The 25,662-nt window shown below is 52.0% G+C and carries 23 protein-coding genes; 13 read left to right on the top strand and 10 right to left on the bottom strand.

Translation table 11 applies throughout. The features are described from left to right. Positions 1 to 25: 25 nt before the first annotated feature. The 3 genes from EVJ21_RS11015 to guaC all read left to right on the top strand — a co-directional run bounded on the left by EVJ21_RS11015 (position 26) and on the right by guaC (position 4,556). Positions 26 to 1,210: an MFS transporter gene (locus tag EVJ21_RS11015; protein ID WP_131490528.1), complete on the top strand. Its 1,185-nt coding sequence runs from the start codon at positions 26 to 28 to the stop codon at positions 1,208 to 1,210. A 105-nt stretch (positions 1,211 to 1,315) separates the two neighbouring features. Next, positions 1,316 to 3,370, top strand: coding sequence for a PAS domain S-box protein (locus tag EVJ21_RS11010; protein WP_131490628.1), 2,055 nt, complete (start codon positions 1,316 to 1,318; stop codon positions 3,368 to 3,370). A gap of 202 nt (positions 3,371 to 3,572) precedes the next feature. Further along, positions 3,573 to 4,556, top strand: coding sequence for a GMP reductase (gene guaC / locus EVJ21_RS11005; protein WP_070328030.1), 984 nt, complete (start codon positions 3,573 to 3,575; stop codon positions 4,554 to 4,556). A 28-nt stretch (positions 4,557 to 4,584) separates the two neighbouring features. Here the strand turns inward: guaC and EVJ21_RS15555 are convergent, their stop codons facing one another. The 4 genes from EVJ21_RS15555 to EVJ21_RS10985 all read right to left on the bottom strand — a co-directional run bounded on the left by EVJ21_RS15555 (position 4,585) and on the right by EVJ21_RS10985 (position 9,629). Further along, positions 4,585 to 4,719, bottom strand: coding sequence for an N-acetyltransferase (locus tag EVJ21_RS15555; protein ID WP_255570030.1), 135 nt, complete (start codon positions 4,717 to 4,719; stop codon positions 4,585 to 4,587). Between the two features lie 94 nt (positions 4,720 to 4,813). Then, positions 4,814 to 5,674 (bottom strand): MBL fold metallo-hydrolase, encoded by an 861-nt coding sequence (locus EVJ21_RS10995; RefSeq protein WP_131466093.1) that lies wholly within the window; start codon positions 5,672 to 5,674, stop codon positions 4,814 to 4,816. 2 nt (positions 5,675 to 5,676) lie between these two features. Continuing rightward, the gene (locus tag EVJ21_RS10990) at positions 5,677 to 6,423 is read right to left on the bottom strand and encodes a P-loop NTPase family protein (protein ID WP_131466091.1); all 747 of its coding nucleotides are present in this window, start codon (positions 6,421 to 6,423) and stop codon (positions 5,677 to 5,679) included. A gap of 11 nt (positions 6,424 to 6,434) precedes the next feature. Next, positions 6,435 to 9,629 (bottom strand): EAL domain-containing protein, encoded by a 3,195-nt coding sequence (locus EVJ21_RS10985; protein ID WP_131490526.1) that lies wholly within the window; start codon positions 9,627 to 9,629, stop codon positions 6,435 to 6,437. A 155-nt stretch (positions 9,630 to 9,784) separates the two neighbouring features. Between EVJ21_RS10985 and EVJ21_RS10980 the strand changes: the two genes are divergently transcribed. Next, a complete protein-coding gene (locus EVJ21_RS10980) occupies positions 9,785 to 10,096 on the top strand; it encodes a hypothetical protein (protein WP_070328026.1) in 312 nt (103 codons plus the stop codon). A 39-nt stretch (positions 10,097 to 10,135) separates the two neighbouring features. On the opposite strand, the gene EVJ21_RS10975 is transcribed toward EVJ21_RS10980, so the two are convergent. Further along, positions 10,136 to 11,128, bottom strand: coding sequence for an MsnO8 family LLM class oxidoreductase (locus EVJ21_RS10975; protein WP_131490525.1), 993 nt, complete (start codon positions 11,126 to 11,128; stop codon positions 10,136 to 10,138). A 275-nt stretch (positions 11,129 to 11,403) separates the two neighbouring features. On the opposite strand from EVJ21_RS10975, the gene EVJ21_RS10970 reads away from it, so the two are divergent. The 4 genes from EVJ21_RS10970 to EVJ21_RS10955 all read left to right on the top strand — a co-directional run bounded on the left by EVJ21_RS10970 (position 11,404) and on the right by EVJ21_RS10955 (position 14,768). Next, entirely contained in the window at positions 11,404 to 12,780 is a 1,377-nt protein-coding gene (locus EVJ21_RS10970; protein ID WP_131466085.1) for a YjiH family protein, read from the top strand. A gap of 75 nt (positions 12,781 to 12,855) precedes the next feature. Beyond that, positions 12,856 to 13,503: a C39 family peptidase gene (locus EVJ21_RS10965; protein WP_131490524.1), complete on the top strand. Its 648-nt coding sequence runs from the start codon at positions 12,856 to 12,858 to the stop codon at positions 13,501 to 13,503. Positions 13,504 to 13,562: 59 nt separating this feature from the next. After that, a complete protein-coding gene (rluF, locus tag EVJ21_RS10960) occupies positions 13,563 to 14,273 on the top strand; it encodes a 23S rRNA pseudouridine(2604) synthase RluF (protein WP_071398733.1) in 711 nt (236 codons plus the stop codon). A gap of 168 nt (positions 14,274 to 14,441) precedes the next feature. Further along, the gene (locus EVJ21_RS10955; protein ID WP_131490523.1) at positions 14,442 to 14,768 is read left to right on the top strand and encodes a hypothetical protein; all 327 of its coding nucleotides are present in this window, start codon (positions 14,442 to 14,444) and stop codon (positions 14,766 to 14,768) included. Positions 14,769 to 14,796: 28 nt separating this feature from the next. On the opposite strand, the gene EVJ21_RS10950 is transcribed toward EVJ21_RS10955, so the two are convergent. Both EVJ21_RS10950 and EVJ21_RS10945 read right to left on the bottom strand, forming a co-directional pair. Further along, positions 14,797 to 15,426: an immunity protein Imm33 domain-containing protein gene (locus EVJ21_RS10950; protein WP_071398731.1), complete on the bottom strand. Its 630-nt coding sequence runs from the start codon at positions 15,424 to 15,426 to the stop codon at positions 14,797 to 14,799. Positions 15,427 to 15,528: 102 nt separating this feature from the next. Continuing rightward, positions 15,529 to 16,278 carry an SDR family NAD(P)-dependent oxidoreductase gene (locus EVJ21_RS10945; RefSeq protein ID WP_131490521.1) on the bottom strand — a complete coding sequence of 250 codons (750 nt, stop codon included), beginning with the start codon at positions 16,276 to 16,278 and terminating at the stop codon, positions 15,529 to 15,531. 122 nt (positions 16,279 to 16,400) lie between these two features. On the opposite strand from EVJ21_RS10945, the gene EVJ21_RS10940 reads away from it, so the two are divergent. Next, positions 16,401 to 17,027 carry a TetR/AcrR family transcriptional regulator gene (locus EVJ21_RS10940; RefSeq protein WP_070328019.1) on the top strand — a complete coding sequence of 209 codons (627 nt, stop codon included), beginning with the start codon at positions 16,401 to 16,403 and terminating at the stop codon, positions 17,025 to 17,027. A 301-nt stretch (positions 17,028 to 17,328) separates the two neighbouring features. Then, a complete protein-coding gene (gene htpG, locus EVJ21_RS10935) occupies positions 17,329 to 19,197 on the top strand; it encodes a molecular chaperone HtpG (protein WP_131490519.1) in 1,869 nt (622 codons plus the stop codon). A gap of 31 nt (positions 19,198 to 19,228) precedes the next feature. Here the strand turns inward: htpG and mgtA are convergent, their stop codons facing one another. Then, positions 19,229 to 21,298, bottom strand: coding sequence for a magnesium-translocating P-type ATPase (mgtA, locus tag EVJ21_RS10930; RefSeq protein WP_201739991.1), 2,070 nt, complete (start codon positions 21,296 to 21,298; stop codon positions 19,229 to 19,231). Further along, positions 21,288 to 21,749, bottom strand: a complete 462-nt coding sequence (locus tag EVJ21_RS15455) for a cation-transporting P-type ATPase (protein WP_201739990.1) — start codon at positions 21,747 to 21,749, stop codon at positions 21,288 to 21,290. The genes mgtA and EVJ21_RS15455 overlap by 11 nt, the downstream gene beginning before the upstream one ends. A gap of 175 nt (positions 21,750 to 21,924) precedes the next feature. On the opposite strand from EVJ21_RS15455, the gene EVJ21_RS10925 reads away from it, so the two are divergent. From EVJ21_RS10925 to ahpF, 3 genes are all read left to right on the top strand, one after another. Beyond that, a complete protein-coding gene (locus EVJ21_RS10925; RefSeq protein WP_070328017.1) occupies positions 21,925 to 22,719 on the top strand; it encodes an SRA domain-containing endonuclease in 795 nt (264 codons plus the stop codon). Between the two features lie 340 nt (positions 22,720 to 23,059). Further along, positions 23,060 to 23,623 carry an alkyl hydroperoxide reductase subunit C gene (gene ahpC / locus EVJ21_RS10920; protein WP_016510347.1) on the top strand — a complete coding sequence of 188 codons (564 nt, stop codon included), beginning with the start codon at positions 23,060 to 23,062 and terminating at the stop codon, positions 23,621 to 23,623. A 12-nt stretch (positions 23,624 to 23,635) separates the two neighbouring features. Further along, complete coding sequence (gene ahpF / locus EVJ21_RS10915) at positions 23,636 to 25,159, top strand: alkyl hydroperoxide reductase subunit F (protein ID WP_131490517.1); 1,524 nt, start codon at positions 23,636 to 23,638, stop codon at positions 25,157 to 25,159. Between the two features lie 35 nt (positions 25,160 to 25,194). Here ahpF and EVJ21_RS10910 read toward each other — a convergent pair whose 3' ends face one another. Then, positions 25,195 to 25,596, bottom strand: coding sequence for a hypothetical protein (locus EVJ21_RS10910; protein ID WP_131490515.1), 402 nt, complete (start codon positions 25,594 to 25,596; stop codon positions 25,195 to 25,197). Between the last annotated feature and the right edge of the window lie 66 nt (positions 25,597 to 25,662).

The raw sequence follows: 25,662 nt of genomic DNA, 5'->3' as shown, positions 1-25,662 counted from the left end.
AACAAATAAGGAGGCATCATCGCCGATGCAATTGACCGCACAAAAATTATGGACGAAAGACTTCCTCATCATCTCGCTCGTCAACTTCTTCTTGACGCTCATCTTTTTCTTGCTCATGGTAACGATCGGTGTCCACGCCGTTGCGACGTACGGCGCGACGACAAGTGAGGCCGGTCTCGTGACTGGGATCTTCATCATCGGTACGCTCGTCGGCCGGCTGTTCATCGGACGATTGATCGATTCAATCGGACGGCGCAAGACGCTGTTGATCGGGCTGACCTTCTTCACGGCCACGATCCTGCTCTATTTCGTCGACCTCGGCGTCGGCTTCCTACTGTTCACCCGCTTCGTGCACGGTCTCGGCATGGGTTTATCGAGCACAGCGACCGGCACGATCGTCGCACAGATCATTCCCGGAGCGAGGAAAGGTGAAGGTATCGGGTACTACAGCATGAGCTCGACGCTCGCCACCGCCATCGGCCCGTTCGTCGGCTTGCTGATGAGCCAATATACGAGTTTCTCGACCATCTTTATCGCTTGTCTCGTCGTCGGCGTCGTCAGTTTAGTGAGCGCCTTGTTCGTCACCGTTCCCGAGGCCGACAATCCGGAAATCGTTCGCGGATTGTCACTTAAGGCGTTCGTCGAGCCGAAGGCGTTACCGATCGCGCTCATCATCGTGATCGCCGCGCTCAGTTTTTCGAGCGTCTTGTCTTACATCAACTTTTACGCGACTGAACTCGACCTCGTCGAAGCGGCGAGCGTCTTCTTCCTCGTCTATTCGATTTCCGTCCTGTTGTCGCGCCCAATCACGGGACGGCTCATGGACGTGCGTGGCGCCAACGTCGTCATGTATCCGGCCATCTTCATCTTCGCGGTCGGGCTGCTCGTCCTTAGCCAAGCGACGAGCGCTTTGGGCCTTTTACTCGCCGGCGCGTTGATCGGGCTCGGCTTCGGCAATATTCAGTCCGGTACACAGGCCATCGCCGTCAAGGCGGCCTCACCTGGACGGATGGGGATGGCGACGTCGACGTTCTTCATCGCCCTCGACGCCGGGCTCGGCTTCGGTCCCTACTTCATCGGGCTACTCATCCCGCTGACCGGTTTCTCTACCATCTATCTGTTGCTCGCCGGGGTCGTCGCCTTCACGATTTTCTTGTATTACGTGATGAACGGCCGTCAAGAACGGGACCGTCTCAAACAAGCTGCCTGACAGGACTTTCACAGTCCTGTCTTTTTTGGAATGTTCACACATCTTTTTATGAATGTTGTAATATAAGAATGACGTGTCAAAAATTCGACTGAAATGAGGGACATTATGCGCGCCGACCAGACGATCCAACACCATTCTTCCATCCTGCTCCAGACGTTCGACAAAATCTCGGATTTTGTGTTCTTCATGGAAGTGGACGGTTCGACCTATCGCTATGTATTTGTGAACGAGCCGGGGAAGCAGGCCATCGGTTGGACAGACGCTGACGTCGGAAAGTGTGTCGGCGACATGGTTCCGGCCGAGACGGCCGCACTCATCACCCACCATTATGACGAGGCGATTCGCGCACGAAAGAGCATCGTCTATGAAGACTGCCGCCTCGCTGATTCGTTCTACTCAGAAACACTCGAGTACCAAGATGTGATCTTGTTGCCGCTTCATTATTTCGAGTCGGAAGTGACGCCGGTATTTGACGAATCCGGTGCCTGCACCCACGTCATCTCGGTCGTTCGGGAAGTGACGGAGCGGAAACGGCGTGAGCTCGAGCTATCGATTTTACGTGACCAGCATGAGTCGTTGCGCCGCTATTCGCCACACGGCATTTTCGTGCTCGACCCCGAACTTCGGGTCAAGTCGATCAATCCTGCCGTCACAAACATCACCGGCTATTGCGAGGCCAACTTCATCAACCGTTCGTTCCTCGACTGGCTGCCGGACTCGGAACAACCGCTCGTCCGCGAGGGACTCCAGTTCGCCTTATCCGGAAAGCCCCACAAGTACGGGGTCACGGCGCATGATAAGACGGGTGAAGCGCTCGACCTCGCCGTCTTGAACATCCCGATCGAGATCGGCGGCAACATCACCGGCCTGTTCGCCATCATCATCGATCATACGCCGGAGAAGACCGCCGAACGAGCTTTACAAGAGAGCGAGCGACGCTATCGCCAGCTCATCGAGACGATTCCAGAAGGGATCATCGTCCATAAAGACGGCCTAATTTTATATGCGAACGCCGTGGCGTTAGAGACGATCGGGGAGACGTATATCGAGAGCGAATCCATCTTTACATATATCGCTGCCGAATACCATGAGGTGACGAGGAAACGCCTTTCTGCCTTGCAGCTCGGTGATCCTGTCCAAGACACGGAAATCGTCCTTGTCACGCCGTCCGGTCAGCACTTACACGTAGATATCGGCAGTCTATTGATTGATTATGAAGGGGCGACCGCCGTGATGACCGTCCTGCGTGATGTGACCGAGAAACGAGAGATGGAACGGGCGTTACGCCAAAGTGAGACGCAGTACCGACTGATCACGGAAAACATGAGCGACCTCGTCTGCATCCTCGAGCGCGACGGCCGTGTCCGCTACGCCTCGCCGTCCCACCAGAGCGTCCTCGGCTATGCGCCTGCGGTTTACGAAGGCAAGAATACGCTCGACTTCATCCACCCGGAAGACGTCACGCCGACGAGACAACAGCTCAAAGCGATGACGGCCGGCAGTGAGCCGCTCACGCTCGAGTTTCGTCACCTCCACCACGATGGCAGATGGATTTGGCTCGAGACGAAGATTCAGGCTATCTATGAAGAAGCGACGTTGCTGCACTATTTAACGGTCACCCGTGAGATCATGCAACGTAAAGTACTCGAGAAACAACTGAAACACTTAGCTTACCACGATACGCTGACCGAGCTCCCGAACCGCCGTTACTTCTTGGCTTACTTAGAAGAGGCACTCTCGAGGGTTGAAGAGGACGGCGAGGAGCTGGCCATCCTCTCGCTCGATATCGATCATTTCAAACAGATCAACGACACGCTCGGACATGACGTCGGTGACGAGCTGCTGCGACAGTTCTCACTCCGTCTCACCCAGGCGCTACGGAAACAAGACGTGATCGCCCGCTTCGGCGGCGACGAGTTCTCTGTATTGATCCGCTATACCGATTTGTCAGCACCTGACCGGGTCGCGGACAAGCTGATTGCTTCGCTCCAGCACCCGTGGCAGATCGAAGGCCACACGTTCGTCACGACATCGAGTGTCGGTGTCGCTCGTTACCAATCAGGCATGACAAAGAAACGATTGCTCAAGCAAGCCGATCTCGCACTTTATGAAGCCAAGTCGAACGGCCGCAACCGATATGTGATGTTTCAAGACCGCTGACTAGCGGTCTTTTTTCACGTGAAACATTAACGTAGTTAGCCTAAACACGAACATTAAGAATATAAATAACGTTATTGTATTGAAAATATACATTTTTTCGATACATCCCTTTGACTTTCATCAAAAAATGCGTTACATTACCGAATGGGCGAAGTATTTCTAGACAACTCAATTAAAATGTTCGTAAATAGGGGTGCAAACGATGGATAAAGTGTTTGATTATGAAGATATTCAATTGATTCCGGCAAAATGTGTCGTCGATAGTCGTTCGGAATGTGACGCGAGCGTCACACTCGGCGGCCTCACGTTCCGCCTTCCGGTCGTTCCGGCGAATATGCAGACGATCATCGATGAGAACGTGGCGCTCTCGCTCGCTGAGAACGGCTATTTCTACATCATGCATCGGTTCAATCCGGAAACGCGGCTACGGTTCATCGAAGACATGCACGGACGTGGCCTGTACGCGTCAATCAGTGTCGGCGTGAAAGAAGACGAGTATCGGTTCGTCGAACAGCTCGCCGAAGCGGGACATACACCAGAATTCATCACAATCGATATCGCACACGGCCATTCGAACGCGGTCATCCGGATGATCCAACACATCAAACAGCATCTTCCGAGCTCGTTCGTCATCGCCGGGAACGTCGGGACACCGGAAGCGGTCCGTGAGCTCGAGCATGCCGGGGCGGACGCGACGAAAGTCGGCATCGGACCGGGCAAAGTGTGCATCACGAAAATCAAGACCGGCTTCGGGACAGGCGGTTGGCAACTCGCCGCGCTCCGCTGGTGTGCCAAGGCGGCGACGAAACCGATCATCGCGGATGGGGGCATCCGCACGCACGGCGACATCGCCAAATCGGTCCGCTTCGGGGCGTCGATGGTCATGATCGGCTCACTGTTCGCCGGTCACGACGAGTCTCCGGGGGAGACGTTCGAGCAGGACGGGAAACTGCTCAAAGAATACTTCGGGTCGGCTTCTGAATTCCAAAAAGGGGAACGGAAAAACGTCGAAGGCAAGAAAGTGTTCGTCGAGCACAAAGGGGCGCTTCAAGACACGTTGACCGAGATGGAGCAAGACCTCCAGTCGGCCATCTCATACTCGGGTGGGAACAATCTCGACGCGTTACGTACCGTCGATTACGTCATGGTGAAAAACTCAATCTTCAACGGGGATAAAGTGTACTGAAAAAGGCGACTCGCGCGAGTCGCCTTTTTCATGCATCGATCAAACGTTTCGTCATCATGTAGTAGTCAGAGCCCGAGGGATAGTCGCGGAGGACGCCGGCCACCTCGTAGCCGAAACGTTCATAAAACGCTTTCGCCTGGAATGAGAACGTCGTCAGTTTCACTTGTCTTGCTCCAAGTCCCCTTCCGCGACCTGCAATCGGCTCGTCAACAATTGTTGAAATACCTTATCCTCATCGTGAATCCGTTTAATCTCCATCACGTCTCACCGTTCGATCCATTCACGAAGAAGGTGATCAGCTCTTGCTCCTCTTCGTCAACCTCTCGACCAGTAATCTGTTCATACTGAGACGTGATCGCATCTCTATTTCCAGGGGAATCGAGAGAAATCTGGGCTAAACGTCGAAGCATATCACGGTCTTTCTCATATTCCGCTCGCGTCGCTACGTGCCCGTGCGACCAGACGTACGCCTCAGCCTCGAACGTGTCGAGGACGCTCAATAACCGTAACGTCTCGACTGCGGTCATCCTCCAAGATGAGGCATAGAGGTTCGCATAGAGCGCGTCCCCTAGAAATAGCACTTTCTCTTCTGGCACGTAAGCCACAACCGCGTCGGCAGCATGATCCCCACCGACGTGTTTCAACAAGACGTGGACCCCACCAAGGTCGAGCGTTACTGTATCATCGAACGTCACGGTCGGTAAAACGACCTGCATCGAACGAACATCTCCAAACTCGAGCCGAATCGCATCGGCGCAAAACGCGATTTCGATTCCGCTCTCGACGCGTTCGTCGAGCGAGTCGTCATCCCATTTGTACGGCATCATTCGTTCGATACGCGCTTTCGTCGCCACACTCGAAATCGATACCGCATCTCGTAACGCGGACAGACCGAAAATATGATCCCAGTGCCAATGTGTCAAAGCGACGAGCGAAGGACGCTCGATTCCCCGCTCGGCCAAGGCGTCCAAAAACAAGTTGGCGTGAGCCTCCGAGTTCCCTGCATCAATCATGAGCGTATGCCGATCTCCGACGACTGCGCCGATGATTGGCCGGTCGGTCTCAGCGACTGGCGTCATGTACCAAAAGCAGTCCGAATAACGCTCTAGCGTTTGCATCGTCATCGTCCTCCTTTCTCGGTCAGTGTTTTAAGGATATCAAAAGATCTTCGATCATCATTTACAATTCGAATCGTCCGCGACGGCAATTGGTTGAGCAAGTTCAATTCCCGATGTTGCCGTTCAAGCAAAATCTCAATCGTCCCTTCAATATTGGATAATTCGCGATTGGTCCCGTATGTCTGTGACGTATAATAGTCAACAAATCCTTGCTTCCATTGTTCCGATCGCTCCGCAAAAACATTACTAAAGACGGTAGGAACGTCTTCCGTTTCTAAATAAATCACTGTCGGTTCAAGCGGTTTGATCAAATCCGCCACTTTCATGATATAGCTTTCTATTTGTTCATTCGATACGTCTTGCGCTACCATCCCGATGGTGAAAGGATTTTGAAGCAACACACATTCAAATATATATGATGTATCGTGTTGCTGTGCCAGCTCGACAAATCGTTTCCAACGCCCGAGCATGAGCGTGACGTGTTGTTCGAACGGCAACTCGTACACGTCCGTGCCCAGCACTTCTTCCTCAGAACCGAAGCGTACGAACACTCCACCATCATCTTGATCGATGACCTCACCATTCGCATAGTCAAACGATTTCACCCAATTGACTGCATGGACATCGACCGGATGACTTTCGTCTGACTCGGAATAAAACTTAGCCCTCGGAATAGCTACAGCAAGCCTTTCAGCGAAAGTTGTTTTCCCACTTCCAGGCAACCCTTCAACTAACCAAAGTTTTCCCATGTGACTTCCCCCTACTTGTTCTCTTGATACGAATCGTATACGTAATAGCCATCCCCGCCCCCGTTTTTAGCGATATACATCGCCGCATCCGAGTGATGGATGAGCGTGTCGAGGGAAGACAAACTAGCATCAGAATATGCGACACCAATACTGGCCGAGAGATGTAGTGCCAATCCGTCCCCGACCGTTATTTCCCGGGAAATCACGGTCGATAGTTGGTCAAAAACGGCTTCTTCAAGCGATTCCGAACCTGTCTCGATGACAATCAAAAACTCATCCCCGGCAAACCGGTACGCTTTCCCTGCATGCATGTGACTGAACGATCCGATCCGTTTCGCCACTTCGACGAGCACTTCATCGCCGACGAGATGACCGTGCGTATCGTTGATTCGCTTGAAATCATCCAAATCGATGAACAGGAGCGCCACCGGCCGTTTCCGATTCATCGTCTGTCTCAAGTCCGTCATGAGTGAGTGACGGTTCGACAGTTTCGTCAGCCCGTCTTTTGTGATGAGTTCGATCACTTCCTGATGTTTACGCTCTCGGCGAATCTCGTTCTCCATCCAACGGGTCACGAGTAAGATCGTGTCCGTCATCTCATGAATTGCCACCGCATCGGCGACATCGTTTAAACTGCCCTGCTCCGCCAGGAAGACGACCCATCCGAACGTCTTGCCTTCGTTTGATAACGGCAAGCTGATCATCGATGCGAATTCGACCCCTTCGAGGACGAGCTCCGAACGTTTCAATTTTTGATGCCCGACCGTCGTCAGCGCATGAACGTGCTGCAGTCGCTCGTCCGTCCAATCGATCCAGGCATCCCCATCGGCGGACAGGACGCGCTGGCGTGATTCTGTCGAGAAGATGACGGCATGCGAATAACCGATCCACTCCCTGAGCACTTCTTGGATTCGCTTCAGCTTGTCAGCAAACGGGGCTTGGATGGCCGTCACCTCGTACAGCGACTCGAGTGTCTGTTGACGCCGCTCTTGGGCACGTGCCTGTTCGGTCAATTCAATTTCGGCCATCACCCAACGCGCAAAATCTTCAAGCGTCTGCACCGCCTCATGCTCGAACGAGCGGGGCACTCCGTCGGTGACGCAGAGCGTTCCGATGACGTGTCCGCTTCTCGTCATAAGCGGCACACCCGCATAAAAGCCGATCCCTTCGAGCAACGGATTCTCACTCAACGCCTCCGCGGTTTTGACGTCTTCGATCACGAGGGATCCCTGACCGGTCACGACGCGGTCACATAGCGTCCACTTCCGATCGATGTGGGGTGGACTTTCGAAATTAGTACCTTGGCACGATTTGATCCACTGCCGGTCCGTTGTCAGGATCGAGATGAGCGCGATCGGCATCTCGAGCGTCTTCGCGACGAGTCGGCTGATGCGATCGTACCGTTCTTCCCGCGGGGTATCTAAAATTTCGAGCCGAAGGATTGTTTTCAATCGTTCGGCCTCTGTCTCATCGAACCGTGCCGCTAACTTGGACCGGTCCGAGCCGTCTAACCGCAGCGCCTCGTATTGACAGACGATTGTCTCAAGTGCCGGCTCGAGGTTAGAGAGCGAGAGCGGCCGGCTGAAGAAATAGCCTTGCACGTCGTCGCATCCGAGCCGCTGGATTGCACGGTACTGTGCTTCCGTCTCGACACCTTCCGCCGTGACTGCTAAGTTCAGTTTTTTAGCGAGTGCGACAATCAGTTTGACGATCTCATATTCTTTTAATCCGTTGTCTTTATCGAGCTGACTAATGAACGACCGGTCGATCTTGATGCCGTCGATGTCGAACATCTTCAAATAGTTGAGTGACGAATAGCTGACGCCGAAGTCATCAATCAAGATGCGGAATCCCGCCGCCTTCAAGTAGTCGACTGTCTGGATCCCGATGAGCGGTTCCTGCATGAGCGTATGTTCCGTGATCTCGAACTCGAACTGATCAGCTGAGAGACCATACGTTTTAAGAAGCGGGATCAGGTTGCTTTGGACGTAGTCTTGACGGAACAAGACCGGGGACAAGTTGACCGCGACACGGCGGCCGTTGAACAGCCCGGGTCGATCGCTCAAATCGCGGCAGACGCGTTCGAACACGAACTCAGTGATGTCCTCGATCAACAGTGACTGCTCCGCAATTTTGATGAATGTTTCAGGTGAAATGTTTCCGAGCACGGTGTTCTTCCAGCGGACGAGCGCCTCGAAATGGACGGCGCCATTCCGACAGTCTACTTTCGGCTGATAGACGACGCCGAGTTCGCCTGCCTTCAATCCTTTGTGAAGTTCCATCTCAATCGTCATCTCGTCGATGTAATGCTGCATATAATCGTCTTTCTCATACACTTTAATCATCTGTTTACCGGCTTGCCTTGCTTCTAGCAATGCCGTCGACGCGTTCATGATCACTTGGTCGGCGTCTTCACTGCCAGAACTGATACCGAGACAGCCGGACAGGGTGAACTCGGTCTCGGCAACATGGTACGTGTAATCCGCGATTGTCGCCAGTAAACGTTCCCCATGCATGTATGCTGTCTCGATCGAGGTATGCGGCAGTACAGCGATGAAATCTTCCCCGTCGACGCGGCCGATAATCGAGCCCTTGGGCAGCAAGTCAGATAAGTGACGGGTCATCTCTTTGATTAAACGTTGCGATCGCTCCACCCCTTGGAGCGACAGAATGATCTTAAAACGGTTGATATGGAAGCGCATGACGCTCGTCGCTTCCTCACGCTCTCGTGTGGCGAACAGTTTTTCAAGCTCGAGCTTCACTTTCATCAAGTTCGGCATGCCCGTCAAATAATCGATGTTCTCGATGCTGCTGAGTAGCTTCATCTCCGCATCTTCCGACAAATCGGTCGTCAAACCGAGAACGTAGCGCACTTCTCCAGTGGCGTCCTCGAGCGGCATGAGCATGGATGAGGCGAAGCGTGCGGTGTTGGCTTCTATGTTCATCTTTGACATGAAATAGACCGGCTCACGAGACGAAACGACCACATCATAGTGCAAAATCAACTCGTTCGCGACGTCCGGCGCATACATCTCGTGCAAATAGCGACCGCTCACATCGTCCGGAAGCGACGACGCGCGCTTCCCTTGCTCACTGACACGGACGTAACGATACCCTTTCGGCGTCACTTCCATCAAAAAGACCATTCGATACAAGCGAACGAATACATCAAACAAATAATGTGGATCGGCCTTCATCTGTTGCATACTTTACCTCCATACAATCTCCATTTCTTTTAGTTTAGAACTTTTACGCTGACTTGTTCATAAAACCGTTCAAAAAAAGGGAAAGTATTTTTGGAAATAGCTAAAAAAATCGGGTATAGGTAAATGAGTTTAGATGAAAAGTGAGGTGAACCGTCATGCTCAGTCGGAACGTCTATCCACAGACGCGACCAGGGAAATGGTCCGTTGTCCTGTTGCTCGCCGTCTTTCTGCTCTTAGTCGTCTCTGCTCTCATCGTCCAGTCGGGTCAACCGTTCAACTTCGACACCTTGTTCGATAACACATGGGGTGTCGTCTTCTCGATGTCAGCCATCGCCGCTGCCCTCGGTGCGTTCGTCGTCGGTCTATACACCATCCTCCGCAACCACGAACGCTCGGTCGCCGTCTTCTTTACTGTCTCTCTCGGCGGACTCGTCGCCTTGTTCGTGCTTATGCAACTGTTCCGCTAATCTAAAACGCTCCTTCCCGATATGAGAAGGAGCGTTTCGTTAGAGGAGTTCTTTCGCGAGCAGACGGTAGACGTTCAATCGCTGTGCTTGTGTATGTTGGATACTGCAAATCATCGCCTCGTCAAAGCCATACTGCACGGACTCGTCCTGCAATTGCGCCGCGATCTGTTTTGGCGTCCCGACGAGATGGATGGCCCGGTTGTTGGCGATGTGGATCTTGTCGACTTCGGTGAGCGGGTAATCGTTGGCCGCTTCCGGTCTGAGCAGTTGACGCAGCTGCCCTCTCATCAGGAATAGGCGTGACAAGTCGGACGGACGCGCCAAATATTCCGCCTCTTCCTCCGTTTCGGCCGTCGTCACGAGATACGTGACATTGATTTCAGGCTTCTCCATGAACGCTGACGGTGTGAAGTGATGCCGGTACGTGTCGAGCGTGTCTTTGCTCAGTTCCCCGTTAAAAAATTGGGCGAACGAGTAGCCGACGCCCATGCGGCCGGCTTGGACGGCGCTGTTGCCGCTTGACCCGAGCAGCCAAGCCTCAGGGAGCGTCACCCCGGTCGGTGCGGCCGGCGTCGTTTTGTACCACCGTTCTTCCGGCGTCTCATCGTTGATCAGTTGGAGTGTCGTCTGCAATTTCTCATATAGTCCGTCCATCATCGGCTTCTGTCCTTGCGACATCGCGTAGATGGCGTTGGCGTCGCCACCCGGGGCCCGGCCGACCCCAAAGTCGATTCGACCTGGTGCGAGTGCGCTCAGCGTCTTGAACACTTCGGCCATCTTGAGCGGCGAATAGTGCATCATCATGATGCCGCCCGACCCCAGACGAATTCGTTCCGTCTTCGCAGCGATATAGGCCGCGATGACTTCCGGGGCCGAACTCGCGAACGACATGCCACCGTGGTGTTCAGCCATCCACATCCGGTAATACCCTAGCTCTTCTGCCACTTGGGCGAGTTCGACGGCGCTCTGTAATGCATGTTCTGACGTATGGCCGGACGTCACCGGCGCTTGATCGAGGACGCTTAATCTCATCGTTATCATCCACTCCTTATAGTATATATGTTGAACATCTCGATTTTGTAAGACTCGCCGTCATCATACTAAAGTCGACTTGACAATACGAATAGTCCGCTCATCGTGACGCTGTCTTTTTTCAGAAAATTACAACGGATTGTTGCTAGGCACGTAACCCCTTCTTTATAATGAACGAGAAGATGCGATTCCTTCATAGCAAATCACGAAACGCATGATGGGGACATGCGGGTGATATGCGCCAACTACTATTTCGGGGAAATGGGGTAACTAACATGAATCAGACACCAAACAAGCCTGGCCAAGACGGGACATCGTTCACGACCAACGACTTTTTGAAATTTTTGATTCCTTCTTTAATCGGTCTCATGTTTTTCATCGTGCCGATCCCGACCGATGACGGATTCACCATCCCGGTCGCTCTCTTGTCAAACCAGTTGATCGGTTTGATCGGTGATGTCGTTCCGACACTCGCCGTCATCATGATGGGCATTTCCGTGCTCGGTTCGCTTTGGACGTACATGGCCAAACCGGCGTTCGTCCTTGAGCGGCCACACTTCAATTCACTGTTCAACGTCACGCCGTTCTGGTTCGGGATGCGGGTCGTCGGTCTGATTGCCGGGGTGATGACGCTGCTCGTGATCGGGCCGGAGATGATCACCTCCGAGTTCACGGGTGGCCTGTTGCTGTATGATTTGATCCCGATTTTGTTCGCGACGTTCTTATTTGCCGGCATGTTGCTGCCGCTCCTATTGAACTTCGGCCTGCTCGAGTTCGTCGGGACGATGCTCATCAAAGTGATGCGCCCGCTCTTCAAACTGCCGGGCCGGGCCTCGCTCGACTCGCTCGCATCTTGGGTCGGTGACGCGACGATCGGGATTCTGTTGACGACGAAACAATATGAGAACGGCTACTACACGAAACGGGAGGCCGCCGTCATCGCCACGACGTTCTCGGTCGTCTCGATCACGTTCACAATCGTCATCTTGTCGTATATGGAGCTCGATGCTTACTTCTTACAATATTACGGCGCCATCGTCGTGTCAGGTATCGTCGCAGCACTCATCATGCCACGAATTTATCCGTTGTCGAAAAAAGCCGACACCCCATATGAAGAGACCGAGTTGAAACCGGAAGAGCCGGTACCGGCCAACGTCTCGATGCCGAAATGGGCACTCCGTCAAGCGTTGCTCAAGTCACGCTCAAGCAAGAGCTTCGTCGCCACGTTGAAAGACGGTTTCCAAAACGTGCTCGACATGTGGCTCGGTATTTTGCCGATCGTCATGGCCGTCGGGACGATCGCGCTCATCACTGCTGAGTACACGCCGCTATTTACGATTCTCGGCAAACCGTTCGAACCGATTCTGATGCTGTTGCAAGTGCCGGAGGCGGAAGCCGCCGCTCAGACGATGGTCGTCGGTTTCGCCGACATGTTCTTGCCAGCCGTGCTCGGCAGCGGTATCGAGAGCGAGATGACACGGTTCATCATCGCCACTGTATCGGTCACGCAGCTCATCTTCATGTCGGAAGTCGGGGGACTGCTCCTCGGGTCGAAACTTCCGATTTCATTCTTCGACCTCGTCCTCATCTTCTTGCTCCGGACGTTCATCACGCTCCCGATCGTCGTCGGGATCGCCCACTTGGTATTTTGACGACAGAACGCCTCTTCTCATATTTCCCTGAGAAGAGGCGTTGTTTGTATAATGGAGAAAAGGGAGGGGTGCGCCATGGAACATCATTACGCCGGACAGCTCGAGATTGCGAAAAAAAGCTATGCCGGCATCATCGACCCGGAAGCGTATGTGAACGACCGCTATCATGGACATTGGACGGTGAAATCTAAGCAACGGGTCGACGGGGTCCCGGCGTTGCTTCAAAAAGCGTTCAACGGTGGGAAGAATAATTGTACCCTCACATCGATGACGGCCATTTTCCGTTATTACCATGACCACGGCTATCCCAACATCCCTGACGACGTGTTTCAACTCCAACAAGACGCGCGCGAGATCGCCCTCGCCCATCAGTTCAAAGACGAGAAAGGGACACCGCCGACACGAATCAGTGCGATCATCACAAAACTCTGGTTCCGTTATGGCTATGCTGGGCACGGGAGTTCCCGCTATTTATGGAAGTGGTCGACGTTCGAACGGGAACTGGCCGCCGGTCGACCGTTCATTTTGAACATGGCGAACGGATTTTATAAAAATCATTCCGTTACGGGAATCGGCTATATGATCTTTAAAAAGCCCGGCTTCCCGGACGTCGTCTTGCTCGAGGTGCTCGACAATCGCTCACAGAATATCCGTTATATCGACTTCAACGAGTTCAACTTTTGGGGCAGCATCACCCGCGTCCTTCCTCCTAGCGGACAGTAATTGTGATCCCCCCTCTAAATGCGGTATAGTGAAGTATCATTTCATAAGGACGTGTAACCATGCGTATTAACAAATTTATTAGTGAATCCGGCAAGGCGTCCCGCCGCCAAGCCGATCGTCTCGTCGAAGAAGGGCGGGTCACGATCAACGGGAAGAAAGCGAAAATCGGGGACCAAGTAAACCCAGGTGACGAAGTACTCGTCAACGGTTCAGCCGCCCGCGTCGCCCGCAACAACGTCTACATCGCTGTTCACAAGCCGGTCGGCGTCACGAGCACGACGGAGAAGAAAGTCAAAGGCAACCTCGTCGACCTCGTCAACCACCCGCTCCGCATCTTCAACATCGGCCGGCTCGATAAAGACTCAGAAGGTCTGATCTTGATGACGAACGACGGCGATATCGTCAACGAAATTCTTCGCGCCGAGGGCGAGCACGAGAAGGAATACATTGTCTCGGTCGACAAGCCGATCACACCAGAGTTCGTCGAACAGATGGAAGCGGGCGTCAAAATCCTCGGCCAGAAGACGTTACCGTGTAAAGTTCATCCGCTGTCGAAGTTCGACTTCAACATCACGCTCACGCAAGGACTGAACCGCCAGATCCGCCGTATGTGTGAGACGCTCGGTTACGAGGTATACCGCCTTCAACGCGTGCGCGTCATGAACATCACGCTCGGCAAGCTCCCGCCCGGACAATGGCGCGACCTATCGAAAAAAGAGCGCGAGCAGTTGTTCCGCGAATTGAATTACGAACCGAAAGAGTGGTACTAAAACAAGCCCAGACGCTTTTGTCTGGGCTTGTTAGCGTTCATAGAGAAAGACAATCGTTTCTCTAGTTCCGACGATCTCATGTCGTTTAGGCGAAAAATAGTCAAACGTTCACCAAAACGGGAATAGTTCTATACAGATGATTTTGTAACGGAAAAGAGGTGAATCGTCATGAATGGCGCCTTGTTCCCACGCACCTCGGTCGGCAAGTGGTCGATCATTCTCATTGGCTTGTTCCTCGCCATGTACGTGCCGTTCTTGTTGCTCGACAACTTCGACACGACGTTCACGTCAACGCTTTGGAGCGACAACGCCGCACACATGCTTCGACTTAGCTACATGACCACGTTCTTCGTACTCGGACTCGGGGCGTTCGTGACCGGCTGGTGGGCCATCTTGAAACAAAAAGAGTACGCCGTCCTCGTCTTCTTCGCGGCCGTTCTCGGTTCAGGATTGTTCGTCCTGCTCGTCATGGAACTGATTGGGGTTTTAGAGTAGACAAAAAGGAGCGCGATGCTCCTTTTTGTTAGCCATTCAAATACCCATCCCAATCATAGTCTTGAATTTCTTGAAACTTCCCGGCCTCGTCCCGTTCATACGCACAAAGCGGTGGTTGTTGAAGAATTCGTAGGATCGAGTCATCAATATTCAAGATGACTCCGATTGACACGATGTAAAAGTTGTCCGCATCACTTAAGTACGCATCATCTTCGTAGCCGCTTAAAAACGACCAACCCGAGTCGCCTTCTCCGTGCGGCTCATCGCGCAACATAAAATGAAATTCTTCTCGTTCTAACACGTCCGCGCTGACTGTCACGAGCGTATCGGAGTAATAATCCCATTTGGCTGCATCGGGGTCCTCATGTTCAGTCTGACTGATGTGCTCCATCCCGAACGACACGATCGTACCCGGGGTTATCGGTAAGCGATCCGGCTCATTGTCGAGCACACCTTCAAATCGATTGCCGTCGATTGCTGTGATTTGAACCCACATGCGTTCACCACGATACCCGTCAGCTTCAGCAACTTGAGTCGTAAAAATCAATTTCACGTAGTCATCGACTTTCAACTGATTTAACACTTCTTTGCTCGGAATATAGAACGTGTATGGCGCTTCTTTATGTAAGGATTCCACATTGTCCAAATACCAGTCCATCTAGTCTCCCCCTCATAATCATTCCTTTTGAATATCAGTCTAGCACAGCTATCGTCGCATAAAAAAAGAAACTCAGTCCATTCAAGAACTGAATTTCTTTTTTTATTTAGCCGTGACGCCCCCATCGACCGGGAGCTCGATGCCGGTGATATGGTTTGCCTCGTCTGACGCGAGGAACAAGACGGCTGCCGCCACCTCATGTGCCGTCCCTAAATTTGGTAAGGCGACTTGATTCAAGAAATGCTGTTTATAGTCCGGATGCTCCATATGTGGCGCGCTCATCGGCGTGACGATATAGCCCGGGTGGACCGAGTTGACGCGAATGTTATGTTTGCCGTAATCGACGGCTGCTGCTTTCGTGAGCGAGCGGACCGCACCTTTCGATGCTGTATACGCTCCTGCTCCGGCCATACCGGTCAACGCCGAAATTGATGAGATGTTGACGATCGAGCCGCCGTAATTTTTCTCCATGAGCGGGATCGCATATTGTGTTCCGAGCATGACGCCATCGATGTTGATGCGATACGTCCGCGCCCAGTCGTCTTCTGTCTGCTGTAAAAATGGTTTAGCGAGCGCGATGCCAGCGTTGTTGACGAGAATGTCGAGCTTGCCGCACGTTGCTTGGACTTCTGCGTAAACCTTCTCCCAATCTGTACGTGATGTCACGTCATGGCGAATCGCAAGCGCCTCCCCGTCCTGCACCCGAATCGCCTCGACAACGCTCGTTACCGCTTCAAGATTGATGTCGGTCGCGACGACCGTCGCCCCTTCTTTTGCGAACAATTTCGCTGTCGCTTCTCCCATACCACTGCCTGCACCTGTGATGACCGCAACTTTCCCCTGTAACCGCATTGAATTCTCTCCATTCTTAAATTATGATAGTCTAACTATCATAATAATAAACGAGGCACATTCACTTCTCAACGAAACTGCCTGAACACGTTATAATGACGAGACAACAAAGAGGTGATTAGATGAACAAACGACAACAAAATAAAGAAGATCGCTTGAATCACATCATCGATCAAGCTGAGACACTTTTTTTGAAAGACGGGTTTGAGCGCGTCCAAATGCAGGACATCGCCGACGCTGCAAACATCGGGGTGGCGACGCTGTTCCGCTATTTCCCGAAAAAAGACCAACTGATCGTTGCGGCCGCCGTCCATAACTTGACGCCGACGTTGCACGTCTTCAAGGAATTGACGGCGCGTCCCGGTGACGCCTATTCAAGACTAGAAGCAATACTCGATTATTTGCTTGGGCAACAGCTTCGTCAGACGAGCCACTCCCGATTCCGCGAGGCGTTCGAGAGCTACGCCTCGTTCGTCGCCTCCCCGCTCCCTGGAATCGACGGCTATATCGAACTGCAGCGCCAAATCATGGCGACGCTCGAGCCGCTCATCCAAGACGGGCGGACGGACGGGTCGTTCCGTCACGATATCGACGTGAAAGAGACGGTCATCACCGTCATCAACGCGTTCGGCACGTTCGGCAACAACATCATCTTGAAGTCGCACATCAGCTATTTAGAGAAAGATATCGACCCAATGATCCAACAACGTGTCTTGAAAGAGATGCTGCTCGCTTACGTGCGGGCATGACAAAAGCCCCTTCGCAGTTGAAGGGGCTTGATGTTTAGGCAAAAAAAATGAGCACCTCTCTAAAGAGGTGCTCTCGAAAAGTCTACCGCGTCGAACCACGCTCCACAACGTGCTCCCGAAGGAATGTCCGCCGTCTTACATAGACCAGCTCATCGCATGTACTCAACAATACTCGAATGATGCTTCGTCGTCAATCTTTTGTTTTCATCCGCCTTGACATCTCTCCAAAAATTAAGATAATGAAGAGTGTTAGCACTCTTATATACAGAGTGCCAAAATCGAACGACAAAGGAGAACGGTCATGACAAAGAAACAGTTTCAAGCCGAATCGAAACGAATTTTAGAGTTGATGGTCCACTCAATCTATACACATAAGGACATCTTCCTGCGTGAGCTCATCTCGAACGCGAGTGATGCCATCGACAAGATGTATTACCGCGCCCTCTCGGACGAGGCGATCGACTTCAACAAGGACGATTATTTCGTCAAAGTCGAACTCGACAAAGACGCACGCACCGTCACAATCCGTGACACCGGGATCGGGATGACGGAAGACGAACTCGAATCGAACCTCGGGATCATCGCCAAGAGCGGTTCGCTCGCGATGAAGCAGGCGACGAAGATGGAAGAAGACCACAGCTTGATCGGTCAATTCGGCGTCGGTTTCTACTCGGCGTTCATGGTCGCCGACCGTGTGACGGTCCGGACCCGTTCCGTCGACAGTGACCAAGGATATCTTTGGGAGTCAGACGGCATCGACGGCTATACGATTGAGCCGACGTCTAAACAAGAGATCGGAACCGAGATCGTCCTGCACTTGAAAGCCGACACCGAAGACGATACGTATTCTTCATTCTTAGAGGAATATGAGGTCCGCTCGCTCATCAAGAAGCATTCGGACTTCATCCGCTACCCGATCAAACTCGACGTGACGAAACACCGTCCAAAAGACGACTCGGAAGAATTCGAGGACTATGTCGAAGAAGAGACGATCAACAGTATGGTCCCGATTTGGCGCAAGCGGAAGAACGAACTGACGGACGAGGACTACACGGCGTTCTACCACGAGAAGCGCTACGGTTTCGACGAGCCGCTCAAACATCTCCACTTGAACGTCGACGGTTCGATCCGCTATCAGTCGATCCTCTATATCCCATCGACGGTCCCGTACGACTACTACACGAAAGAGTTCGAGAAAGGGCTCGAGCTCTACTCGAACGGCGTCTTGATCATGGAGAAATCGCCTGACTTATTGCCGGACTATTTCGGTTTCGTCAAAGGGATGGTCGACTCGGAAGACTTGTCGCTCAACATTTCCCGGGAGATGTTGCAGCAGGACCGCCAACTGCGCGTCATCGCTAAGAACGTCAAGTCGAAAATTAAAGGCATGCTCGAGAAGATGCTTCAGAATGAGCGCGAGGACTACGAGAAGTTCTTCGACGCGTTCGGCCGCCAAATCAAGTTCGGCGTCTACGACCAGTTCGGCGCCGCGAAGGATGAGTTGAAGGACTTGCTCCTCTTCCACTCGTCGAACGAGAAAAAGCTCGTCTCGCTGAAAGAATACGTCGAGCGTTTGAAAGAGGACCAGAAGTACATCTATTACGCGACGGGCGAATCGATCCATCGTATCGATCTTCTCCCGCAAACGGAGCGTTTGAAAGAAGAAGGCTTCGAGATCCTCTACTTCACAGAAGAAATCGACGAATTCGCTATCAAAGTGCTCCAGTCATATGAAGACAAAGAGTTCAAGTCGGTTGCGAGCGGTGACCTCGGTCTCGACGATGAGGCGGCGAATTCGCTCAATGAAGACAATAAAGACTTGTTCGCCTTCATGAAGACCGAGCTCGGCGATCGCGTCAAAGAAGTGCGCGCGTCAACTCGTCTCAAGTCGCACCCGGTCTGCTTGACGGTCGCAGGTGACGTCTCGATCGAGATGGAGAAGATCATGAACACGATGCCGAACGGCGGCGGCATGAAAGCAGAAAAAGTGCTCGAAGTGAACGCCGACCACGCCATCTTCCAGACGTTGCAACGCGTCTACACGGAAGACGAGGCGAAAGCGAAACAATATACCGATCTTCTTTACCAGCAAGCACTCCTCATCGAAGGATTGCCGCTTGAAGATCCGGTAGCGTATTCGAATGCAGTATGTGCGTTAATGGCAGAATGATGAATCAAGGCAGAGGGCGACCTCTGTCTTTTTATTTTTCCCGATAAAACCAGCGTTTCACCGCTTCGTTGAGCAAGACATAGCCGACCAGCAGCCCGAGTAACGTGAATAGAATCGGGAACGGTAACGGATAGAGGCCGAGCAGCGACGCGTTCGGCAAATAAGGCACGACAATCGCGACCGCACCGACAAGGATCGACGCGAATAAGAGGATCGGAGCCGGACGACTGTGATACAGAATCCGGCGTGTCCGCATGATCATCAAGATGAGCAGCTCGGTCAAAATCGAGAAGACGAACCAACCGCTTTGAAACACGGACTCGTTCGCATTGAATAAGACGATCAACACTAAAAACACCGTGTAGTCGAATAAGGAACTGACGAGTCCGAAGACGATCATGAAGCGCCGCACTTCTTTCAAATCCCATCGTCTGGGCACACGCACATCCTCGGTGTCGACTCTATCTTGTGAAATGGCCAGGGCCGGGAAGTCGCTCAAGAAGTTGATCATGAGAATCTGTTTCGGTAACAGCGGCAAAAACGGTAAGAACAACGAGGCCCCGGCCATGCTGAACATGTTCCCGAAGTTGGCGCTCGTCGTCACCATAATGTATTTGAGCGTGTTCGCAAACGTCGTCCGGCCGAGGACGATACCGCGCAGCAAGACGCGCAGGCTCTTTCGAACGAGTACCAAATCAGCCGACTCTTTGGCGATATCGACCGCATTCTCGACCGTCAGACTGACGTCGGCCGCATGGAGCGCCGGTACGTCATTGATTCCGTCACCCATGTACCCGACGACGTGCCCGTTTTTCTTGAGCGCCAAAATAATCCGTTCTTTTTGGTTCGGGTCGACCTCGGCAAAGAGTGTCGTCGTCTCGATTTTTTGCCACAATGCCTCGTCCGACATTCGAACCAAATCTTTCCCGGTCAGGATACCGGTGACTTGCAGACCGACGGCTTCAGCGGTGTGAAGTGCGATCGAAGCGTTATCGCCTGTGATGATCCGGAGGTCGACACCGTGTGAGGCAAGTTGACGGATCGTTTCGGCGACATCAGCTTTCGGATGGTCGAATATGAGCAAGAAACCGATGAACGTCATACCGGTCTCATCGTCGACACTGTACTCGTCACGAATCGTCACTCGTTTTTCCGCAACCCCGAGCACCCGGATGCCCTGGGCGCTCCAGTTTTCAAATTGAACTTCTAGCTCCATTCGCGCGAACGAGTCGAGCGGGTGGCTCGTCGCGTGCTTCCATACATGGTCACACGTATCGAGCACACTATGGAAGGCACCTTTCGCCAGCATGCGAACGTCCTGCCCGTCTTGCACGATAACGCTCAAGCGCTCTCGCATGAAGTCGAACGGGACTTCCCCGAGACGCGTCACTGCCGCCACGTCGATCTGGCGGTGGCGGCGAATCATATCGTCTAAGTCGTTCTTCATTCCCGTCTGGAGCGTGGCGTTCAAATAGGTGGCTCGGAACACCTCGTCCGAGGAGACACCGCTCGCATCGACTGCATCGTCGATTCGAATTTGTCCTTCCGTCAGCGTCCCCGTCTTGTCCGTACATAGTACGTCCATGCCCCCAAAGTTCTCGATGGCGGTCAATTTGCGAACGATGACCCCTTCTTGCGCCATTGCTCGTGACCCTTGGGATAGTGTGATACTGATGATGGCACTGAGAAGTTGCGGTGTGATACCGACCGCAAGCGCCACAGCAAACAAGAGCGAGTCGATGACATCCCGCTCGAACCAAACGTTGATGGCGAAGACGACAAGTGTCAGCACGAGCATGATGCGCGTCAACAGATAACCGAAATGACGGATTCCTCGTTCGAACTCCGTCTCCGGAGGGCGGAGCGTCAATCGCTTCGCGATTTCACCGTATTCGGTCGTCCGTCCCGTGTGAACGACGAGCATCACCGCGTTCCCGCTTTGGATACTTGTTCCCATATAGACGCAGTTGAAGCGTTGTTCTAACGACTGGTCAGGCGCCGTCACGCCGACTTGTTTTTTGACCGCACCCGACTCCCCGGTCAGCATCGACTGATTGACGAAACAATGCTCACTCGTCAGAAGAATCCCATCAGCCGGCACCAAGCTCCCTGCTGACAGTTCGACGACATCGCCTGGGTACTAATTCAATGGCAGGCACGTCAATCAAGTTGCCGTCGCGCCAAACTAAGACGTGGACTTTCACTTTGTCACGCAATTCTTCAACCGCTTTGCTCGCATGAAATTCTTGAAAATAACTGAGGACGGCACTCGCCAAGATGATTGTGAGAATGATGCCCGCATCGATATAGTCACCCGTCAGTGCCGAGATGAGCGTCGCACCGAGCAGAATGAGGATGATCGGACTTTTAAATTGTCCAAGCAATAACGCAAGCCGGGTAAAGCGGCGTTCTTTGGCGAGCGCATTTAATCCAAATTCGACTTGACGACGCTTGGCCTCAGTAGAACTGAGACCGTGAGTTGATGAGTCGAGTGCTTGGATTAAGTCAATAGAAGGACGGGACCAATATTCATCTGTCTGGACATCTCTCATGACCGTTGCCTTCTTTCATAATGAAAATGAATATGGACGTGGCTACATGAGTTGTATTCCCGTTTTTAGATGAGATGCTTGATTTGTTTTCGTTTATCCTACAAACAGGATCACAAATAGACATGATACAATTGAGCAGGATAATTGTAGAACAACTAAACAAACGAGGTGACATATGCTGTTCGAAAAAAACAAACTATACAAACGCTCTGTCCTTCACGATCAATACGGCGGGAGTCGTCAACGTGGAATTAGTACTCCGAACAAACATAAGCTAATCTTTATTTTTGATAGCGGGATGGATGAAGAGTTTGGATACAAGAATGGCTGGAGTGAAGACGACGGTTTATATTATTACAGTGGTGAGGGTCAGGAAGGAAACCAATCTTTTTCTTTTGGAAACAAAGCTCTTCTAAACCATATCGAAAATGGAGAAGACGTCTATCTCTTCGAATCACTTGGAAAAGGTAGTTATCGCTTCGTGGATCAACTTATTTTAATCGGTTACGACATTCAATTCGGAATTGATAAACACCATAACCAGCGCGAAGTAATCGTTTTTGCATTCGAACCGCTACACGTTGTTCAAGAAGAAGCCCATCATTTTGCATCAACTATGCGCTATAAAACCGTTGAAGAGTTAAATGAAATTGCTTTACGTGATCCGAAACGAGCTACTGGTTTAAGTATGCCAGCTCGAAAATTACAAGTTCGCGAACAAACAGCAGCTCTTTATTACGCTGTGCTGGCTCGGGCAAATAATTGCTGTGAAGCTTGTGGAAACCAAGCCCCGTTTGAAACAGAAGAAGGTCCTTATCTCGAACTCCATTCTTTATATAAAGAATCAGATGATGGATTATCACGTCCCGATCAAGTGGCTGCATTATGCCCAAATTGCCACGCTCGCATGCACAAAGGGAAAGACGGAGCGGACTATAATAAACAACTGATTCATAAGTTAACAACTTGACGAACCTTAATCCAATCTGGATAAGGTTTTTTTGTATGCAATTGATAAAATGTTGATTATTTACGAGAATGAAGCGCTTAATCTCTTCTTTACTCTTTTAACCAATAACTGTTCTACTCATTTTATATGAGTTTAAAAAAACAAATTAGCAGTTTTCATGTAACCGTTCTCTTTACTGTTATGATGCGATTTTACATAAACACCTTGATAGATCAACCTTTTAGGCAGCATGCATACGTCTTGACAATTTCGCCTAGTTATATGAAATTAGTATTACATTATAATTATTCTAGTAGAGATACAATTCCGCTAGAGTAAAAACCCAAGGAGGACATATCCCATGTCATTAATCGGCAAAGAAATCTTACCATTCACAGCACAAGCGTTCCAAACAGGAGAATTCCTCGAAGTATCAGACAACAACCTTAAAGGTCAATGGAGCGTCGTTTGCTTCTACCCGGCTGACTTCACATTCGTCTGCCCGACTGAACTTGAAGACCTTCAAAACGAATACGCGACATTGAAAGACCTCGGCGTCGAAGTCTACTCAGTGTCTACAGACACACACTTCACGCACAAAGCTTGGCACGAAACGTCAGAGAAAATCGGCAAGATCGAATACATCATGATCGGCGACCCGTCACACACGATCTCACGCAACTTTGACGTCTTGAACGAAGAAGATGGCCTTGCTGACCGCGGTACGTTCATCATCGACCCAGACGGCGTCATCCAAACTGTTGAAATCAACGCAGGCGGCATCGGCCGTGACGCGAGCACGCTCGTAAACAAAGTCAAAGCAGCACAATACGTCCGCAACAACCCAGGCGAAGTTTGCCCAGCGAAATGGGAAGAAGGCTCAGCGACACTTCGTCCAAGCCTCGATCTCGTTGGCAAGTTGTAAGGAGCGGATTCCATGTTAGAAGCAGATATTAAACAACAACTGGATCAATACTTGCAGCTCATGGAGGGCGATGTCGTCCTCCGTGTGAGCGCTGGCGACGACGCGGTCTCTAAAGAGATGCTCGACCTCGTCAATGAGCTCGCAAGCATGTCATCACGTATCTCCGTCGAAAACGTCACGCTCGAACGCACACCGAGCTTCAGCGTGAACCGTCCGTCTGAAGAGACGGGCATCGTCTTCGCCGGGATCCCGCTCGGTCATGAGTTCACGTCACTCGTCCTCGCGTTGCTCCAAGTGAGCGGCCGAGCGCCGAAAGTAGACGCAGATGCGATCAAGCAAATCCAAAACATCCAAGGGACGTACCACTTCGAGTCGTACATCAGCCTCAGCTGCCATAACTGTCCGGACGTCGTCCAAGCACTTAACGTCATGAGCGTGCTCAACCCGAACATCTCACACACGATGATCGACGGCGGCGCGTTCAAGGCAGAAGTCGAAGCGAAAGAAATCATGGCCGTCCCGACCGTCTTCTTGAACGGAGAAGCGTTCGGTAACGGACGGATGTCACTCGAAGAGATATTGGCGAAACTCGGCACAGGTCCTGATGCTTCGGCGTTCGAAGACAAAGAAGCGTATGACGTCCTCGTCATCGGTGGTGGTCCGGCTGGTGCAAGTGCGGCCGTTTACGCAGCTCGTAAAGGCATTCGTACCGGCATCGTCGCTGAACGCTTCGGTGGTCAAGTGATGGACACGATGGGCATCGAGAACTTCATCGGCACGTCGTACACGGAAGGTCCAAAACTCGTCGCGAGCTTAGAGGAACACGTGAAAGCATATGGCGTCGACGTCATGAATCTTCAACGCGCGAAGCGCCTTGAGAAGAAAGACCTCGTCGAAGTCGAACTTGAAAACGGCGCGATTCTGAAGAGTAAGAGTGTCATCTTGTCGACAGGGGCACGCTGGCGCAACGTCAACGTCCCAGGCGAAGCCGAGTTTAAAAACAAAGGTGTCGCCTACTGCCCACACTGTGACGGTCCACTCTTCGAAGGCAAGCGTGTCGCGGTCATCGGCGGCGGTAACTCTGGGATTGAAGCGGCCATCGACCTCGCCGGCCTCGTCAAGCACGTCACGGTACTCGAGTTCGCATCTGAACTGAAAGCTGACCAAGTACTTCAAAACCGTCTTCACAGTCTCCCGAATGTGACCGTCGTCACGAACGCCCAGACGACCGAAATCACGGGTACGGATAAAGTGAACGGGATCTCGTACATGTCTCGTGAGACGAACGAAACGCATCACGTCGAACTTGAAGGCGTCTTCGTCCAGATCGGCCTCGTCCCGAACACGGACTGGCTCGATACGGTCGAACGTAACAACTTCGGAGAGGTTATCGTCGACCATCACGGTTCGACGAACATCTCAGGCGTGTTCGCGGCAGGCGACTGCACGAACAGTGCCTACAAACAGATCATCATCTCGATGGGCTCTGGTGCGACAGCCGCACTCGGTGCTTTCGACTACATGATCCGCAACTAACGAAAAACTCGTCCTCCACGTGGGGACGAGTTTTTTTATAGTTCAAACGACTTCCCAGTATCCGGGATGAACAGGATCGACTCCCCCGTTTCCGTTTCAAATACATAAGCGACAGTTGGGGTGAACGGATTCCATTCGTCCCCGTTCGTTCGCACACTTTCCGTATAAGTGACACTCCCGTACGTTGTGAACAGTTCTTGTTCCGCGGCAGCGACCGAGTAAGTCGGAATCGAAAGTACGATTGTAGCGCCGACTAAAAACACACTCACAAATGCGGACCATACTTTACGTCTCGGATACGTGAGCTTCACTAAAATCAATATCGAAATCATCCAACCGATCGGCACACCAAATGTCGCCGCACCTCCGTACCACGCGTCATTCACGTAAAGTAACGTAACCGTCACTGCCAAACCAAGCGCCCACCACCATTTCATCCCAATCACCTCACTCCAATTATCCCAAAAACAGGAAAATAGGCAACTGAATTCCGGTTTCCTAAT

This window comes from Exiguobacterium sp. SH0S2, from assembly GCF_004337185.1.
In the GTDB taxonomy this organism is placed as follows: domain Bacteria; phylum Bacillota; class Bacilli; order Exiguobacteriales; family Exiguobacteriaceae; genus Exiguobacterium; species Exiguobacterium aurantiacum_A.
Note: the sequence above shows the minus strand (reverse complement) of the source record. Positions and strands in the feature narration are given on the sequence as shown.